This window comes from Nocardiopsis halotolerans DSM 44410, assembly GCF_000341065.1.
GTDB classification, from domain to species: Bacteria; Actinomycetota; Actinomycetes; order Streptosporangiales; family Streptosporangiaceae; genus Nocardiopsis; species Nocardiopsis halotolerans.
Window position 1 is genome coordinate 1 of the sequence record NZ_ANAX01000375.1, and the last position, 5271, is coordinate 5271.

General features: G+C 70.4%; 5 protein-coding genes. All 5 read left to right on the forward strand.

Annotated elements, in window-relative coordinates; genetic code table 11:
- A partial coding sequence (narH, locus tag D455_RS31885) for a nitrate reductase subunit beta (RefSeq protein ID WP_017573811.1) occupies window positions 1-1636 on the forward strand: 1636 nt, incomplete at its 5' end.
- Complete coding sequence (gene narJ / locus D455_RS0127200) at window positions 1633-2361, forward strand: nitrate reductase molybdenum cofactor assembly chaperone (RefSeq protein WP_017573812.1); 729 nt, start codon at window positions 1633-1635, stop codon at window positions 2359-2361. The genes narH and narJ, both read left to right, overlap by 4 nt.
- Window positions 2358-3110 (forward strand): respiratory nitrate reductase subunit gamma, encoded by a 753-nt coding sequence (gene narI, locus D455_RS0127205; RefSeq protein WP_017573813.1) that lies wholly within the window; start codon window positions 2358-2360, stop codon window positions 3108-3110. The genes narJ and narI overlap by 4 nt, the downstream gene beginning before the upstream one ends.
- A 152-nt stretch (window positions 3111-3262) precedes the next feature.
- Entirely contained in the window at window positions 3263-3550 is a 288-nt protein-coding gene (locus D455_RS0127210; protein WP_017573814.1) for a GNAT family N-acetyltransferase, read from the forward strand.
- A 156-nt stretch (window positions 3551-3706) separates the two neighbouring features.
- A complete protein-coding gene (locus tag D455_RS0127215; RefSeq protein ID WP_026123031.1) occupies window positions 3707-5227 on the forward strand; it encodes an alanine/glycine:cation symporter family protein in 1521 nt (506 codons plus the stop codon).
- Window positions 5228-5271: the final 44 nt, after the last annotated feature.

Below are 5271 nucleotides of genomic sequence, written 5' to 3' on the forward strand. Positions count from 1 at the left end.
GCAGGCGTGGACCAACCGCAGCGGCGTCGAGTACGTGTGGTTCAACAACGTCGAGACCCGGCCGGGACAGGGCTACCCGCGCACCTACGAGGACCAGGAGAGGTGGAGGGGCGGCTGGGTCCTCGACTCCAGGGGGCGCCTGAAGCCGCGCGCGGGCGGGCGCCTCAGGCGGCTGGCGACCATCTTCGCCAACCCGGTGATGCCGTCCCTCCACGACTACTACGAACCCTGGACCTACGACTACGAGACCCTGACCAACGCTCCCCTGGGGGACGACTTCCCCGTGGCCTCACCCCGGTCGGCGCTCACCGGTGAGCCCATGAAGGTCAGCTGGAGCGCGAACTGGGACGACGACCTCGGGGGCGGACCCGAACTGACCCGCCAGGACCCCCTCGTGCGCGAGCTGGGCGAGAAGGTGCGCTTCTCCTTCGAGGAGACCTTCATGTTCTACCTTCCGCGCATCTGCGAGCACTGCCTCAACCCCTCGTGCGTGGCCGCCTGCCCCAGCGGCGCCCTGTACAAGCGCGTCGAGGACGGCATCGTCCTGGTCGACCAGGACCGCTGCCGGGGCTGGCGCATGTGCGTCACCGGCTGCCCGTACAAGAAGGTCTACTTCAACCACAAGACGGGCAAGGCCGAGAAGTGCACGTTCTGCTATCCGCGGGTGGAGGTGGGCATGCCCACCATCTGCTCCGAGACGTGCGTGGGACGGCTGCGCTACCTGGGCGTCGTCCTCTACGACGCCGAGCGGGTCCGTGAGGCGGCGTCGGTGGAGGACGAACGGGACCTGTACGAGGCCCAGCTGGACGTGTTCCTCGATCCGTCGGACCCCGCCGTGCGGGCGGCGGCCCGCCGCGACGGGATCCCCGACCGCTGGGTGGAGTCGGCCGCCCGCTCCCCGGTCCACGCTCTCGCCAAGCGCTTCCGCGTGGCGCTGCCGCTGCACCCCGAGTACCGCACGATGCCGATGGTCTGGTACATCCCGCCGTTGTCCCCGGTGGTGGACACGCTCTCCTCCACCGGGCACGACGGCGAGGACACCGACAACCTGTTCGCCGCCATCGACACCCTGCGCATCCCCGTCGAGTACCTCGCGGGCCTGTTCACCGCGGGCGACACCGCCCCCGTGGACCTGGTCCTGCGCAGGCTCGCCGCCATGCGCTCCTACATGCGCCGGATCAACCTGGGCCAAAGACGCGACGAGTCCATCGCCGCCTCCGTCGGTATGACCGGGGCCGAGATCGAGGACATGTACCGGCTCCTCGCGCTCGCCAAGTACGACGAGCGCTACGTCATCCCCACCGCGTACGGGGTGGACGAGGCCGACCGCGGGGTCATCGACGAGGTCGGGTGCAGCCTCGACTTCGAGGGCGGCCCCGGCATGGGCGGCCTGGGAGCGGACGTGCCCTTCGGCGAGGCCTCGGGACAGCCCCAGGCGGCGACCGTGGAGAACTTCCACACCCTGCGCGACCGCCAGACCAGCGACGGACGGACGAGTACGCGCGGCCGGATCAACCTCCTCAACTGGGACGGCAACGGCCGTCCCGCAGGGCTCTTCCCACCCCGACGGGGTGGCGGCACCGACGACGGCGGTGACGGCGGCGACGCCGCGCCGCGTGAAGGGGGGCAAGGATGAGCACCACCGCGGACAGGGACGGAGCGGGAGAGGCGGTCCGGGGCGCCACGGGGTGGCTGGGGGCGGCGCGCGCCACCCGCAGGGCCCACCGCGTGGCGGTCACCCACCAGGCAGCCTCGGTCCTGCTCGGCTATCCCGACCAGGTCTTCTTCGAGCGCCTGCCACTGGTGGCCCGCGCGGTCGCCGAACTGCCGAAGGGGGAGGTGCGCGCGGCGCTCCAGGAGTTCTGCGACCACGCCTCCACCACGGCCGAGCTCCAGCTGTGCGAGCACTACGTGGACGTGTTCGACCTGCGACGGCGCAGGACCCTGCACATGACCTACTACACCGACGGCGACACCCGCCGCAGGGGGCACGCCCTCGCCGAGGTCAAACGCGTCTACGCCGAGTCGGGCTGGCGGGTGGAGAGCCGGGAGCTGCCCGACCACCTGGCCGTGATCCTGGAGTTCGCGGCCCGGGGGGACGCGCGTGCGGGCGAGGGACTGCTGCTCCGCTTCCGGCCGGGGCTGGAGCTGATGGCGAGGGCCCTGCACGACCACGGCACCCCGTACGCGCGGATCGTGGACGCCGTCCGCATGACCCTGCCCGCACAGGAACGCGGGGACGGGGAGACGGTGCGCAGGCTCGCGGAGCAGGGGCCGCCCGCCGAGGACGTGGGCCTGGAGCCCTACGGGGCGCCGCCGCCGCGGACCGAGGCCCCCGGCGGCGAGGGGGAGGGGCGTTGAGCGGCTTCGGCACGGTCGACCTGCTGCTGTGGGGCGTCCTGCCCTACGCCGTGCTCGTGCTCGTGGTGGGCGGGCTCGTCTGGCGGTACCGGTACGACCGGTTCGGCTGGACCACCCGCTCGTCGGAGCTGTACGAGTCCCGGCTGCTGCGGATCGGCAGCCCGCTGTTCCACGTCGGTCTGCTCCTCGTCATCGCGGGCCACGCGGTGGGGCTGCTCGTGCCCGAGGGCTGGACCCGGGCGCTGGGGGTGTCCGACACCGCCTACCACGTCACCGCCCTGTCGCTCGGCCTCGTGGCCGGGGTGTGCACGCTCGGCGGGATCGTGCTGCTGATCTGGCGCCGCCGTACGACGGGTCCGGTGTTCAGCGCCACCACGCGCAACGACAAGCTCATGTACCTGGTGCTGGTCCTGGCCATCGTCACCGGGCTGGGCATGACCGCCTACTTCGCCGGGGTGGAGGTGGCGGGCGGCCACACCCAGGACTACCGGCGGACGGTGTCGCCGTGGTTCCGCTCCATCTGGGTGCTCCAGCCGGACATCGCGGCGATGGCGGAGGCCGAGCCCGCGTACAAGCTGCACGCGCTCGTGGGCCTGGCCCTGTTCGCCCTGCTGCCCTTCACCCGCCTGGTGCACGCGTTCAGCGCGCCGGTCGGGTACCTGTTCCGTCCCTACGTCGTCTACCGCACGCGGGACAGGTACCCCAACGCCGCCGGGCAGGCGGAACGGGCCGCACGCCGGGGGTGGTGAGCCGACCGGTCAGCCGAGGACGTGGGGCGCTGGGGGCCGGTGTCACGGACGGTGACCGGAACAGCGAGGGTGTGCGCGGCGGGTATGTGTGGGAACGTGGTGTTTGGCCCGCGCGCGCATCCGGCGTGCGAACACAGGGAGCGGGGAGTGCCATGGACCTGACGGTCGTCGACGTTCCGGAACGGTCGCGCTACGAGGTGAGCGCGGACGGGTCGGTGGTGGGCTTCTCCGCCTACCACCTGATCGACAAGGGCGTGTACGCGCTGCCGCACGTGGAGGTCGACCCGGCCTTCGAGGGCAGGGGCGTGGCCAGCCAGCTCATGCGCGAGTCCCTGGACCACATCCGCGAGCGCGGGCTGAAGGTGGTTCCGATCTGCCCGTTCGCGCAGGCCTACATCAAGAGGAACCCCTCCTACGCGGACCTCGTCCACGAGGGCTGACGCGCGTGCGCGCGGGGTCCACCGGGGCCGCTCCGCCAGCGTGGGTGCGATAACGGGAACATCACCATATGACCAAGTCATGCGTATCAGTGTGATGACCTGCACTTCGCGGGTATAGGGGAGCGGTTGTCCACTTCCTGAGCAAAGGAGCCCTGCGTGCTGCCCGCTGACCAAGCGCCCACGTTGGACGCGCGTCTGACCGACGCGATAGCCACCTTCAACAACGAGATCTACTGGGCCTGGATCGTGATCCCGTTGCTGGTGATCGTGAGCGTCTACATCACGATCAGGACGGGAGTCGTCCAGATCCGCATGCTCCCGCAGATGTTCCGGGTGCTGCGCAGCAAGCCCGAGACCGCCCCGGACGGCGGGAAGGCGGTCTCATCGCTCCAGGCGTTCATGATCTCGGCCGCGGCCCGCATCGGCACGGGCAACATCGTCGGTGTCGCGGTGGCCATCTCCCTCGGCGGCCCGGGCGCCGTCTTCTGGATGTGGATGATGGCGATCGTGGTCGCGGCGGCCAGTTTCGTCGAGTCCACCCTGGCCCAGCTCTACAAGGTCAGGGACTCCACCGGTTACCGGGGAGGCCCGGCCTACTACATGGAGAAGGGCCTGGGCCAGCGCTGGATGGGCGTGCTGTTCGCCATCGTCCTCATCATGACCTTCCCCATGGTCTTCAACGCGGTGCAGAGCAACACCATCGCCAACGCCGTGGCCAACTCCGCCCAGGCCGTGTCCGGCTCCGCCGAGGCCGCGGACGCGGGTACGGGCACGGTGCTGTCGGTCGTGGTCGGCGTCCTGGTCGTCGTGGTCACCGCACTGGTGATCTTCGGCGGCGTCCGCCGCATCGCGCACACGGCCCAGGCCCTGATCCCGACCTTCGCGCTGATCTACATCGTGCTGGGTCTGGCCATCGTGGCGATGAACTACGAGCGGATCCCGGACATGTTCGCGCTCATCTTCACGCACGCCTTCGGCGTCCGTGAGTTCGCCGCCGCCGGTCTGGGCACGGTGATCATCCAGGGTGTGCGCCGGGGCATGTTCTCCAACGAGGCGGGGCTCGGTTCGGCCCCCAACGCCGCGGCCAGCGCCGCGGTCACCCACCCGGCCAAGCAGGGCATGGTGCAGACCCTCGGCGTCTACTTCGACACCCTCGTCGTCTGCTCCATCACCGCCTTCATCATCCTCAGCACCTACCAGGGCGACTCCGTGAGCGAGCTGGAGGGCGACCTCACCCAGCTCGCGGTCACCGACGCGCTGGGCCCCTGGGCGCTGCACCTCATGACGCTGATCGTCGTGCTGGTCGCGTTCACGTCGGTGCTGGGCAACTACTACTACGGTGAGTCGAACCTGGAGTACCTGACCGGCGACAAGCGCGTGATGACCGGGTACAAGGTGGTCTTCCTCGTCGCCAGCTTCCTCGGCGCGCTGGGCTCGATCGACCTGGTCTGGACGCTGGCGGACACGACCATGGGCACGATGGCGGTGGTCAACCTCCTCGCCATCGCACCGCTGACCGCGATCGCGGCACGGGTGCTCAAGGACTACAACGACCAGCAGCGCCAGGGAATCGACCCCGTCTTCACCCGGGACCGGCTGCCCGGCCTGCGCGGTGTGGAGTGCTGGGACCCCGAGGAGAGCGAGTCGGTCACCACGGCTGACAGGTCCTCCTCCTGACCTGGACGGACCGGCGGGGCGGAGGGTGCGCGCACCCTCCGCCC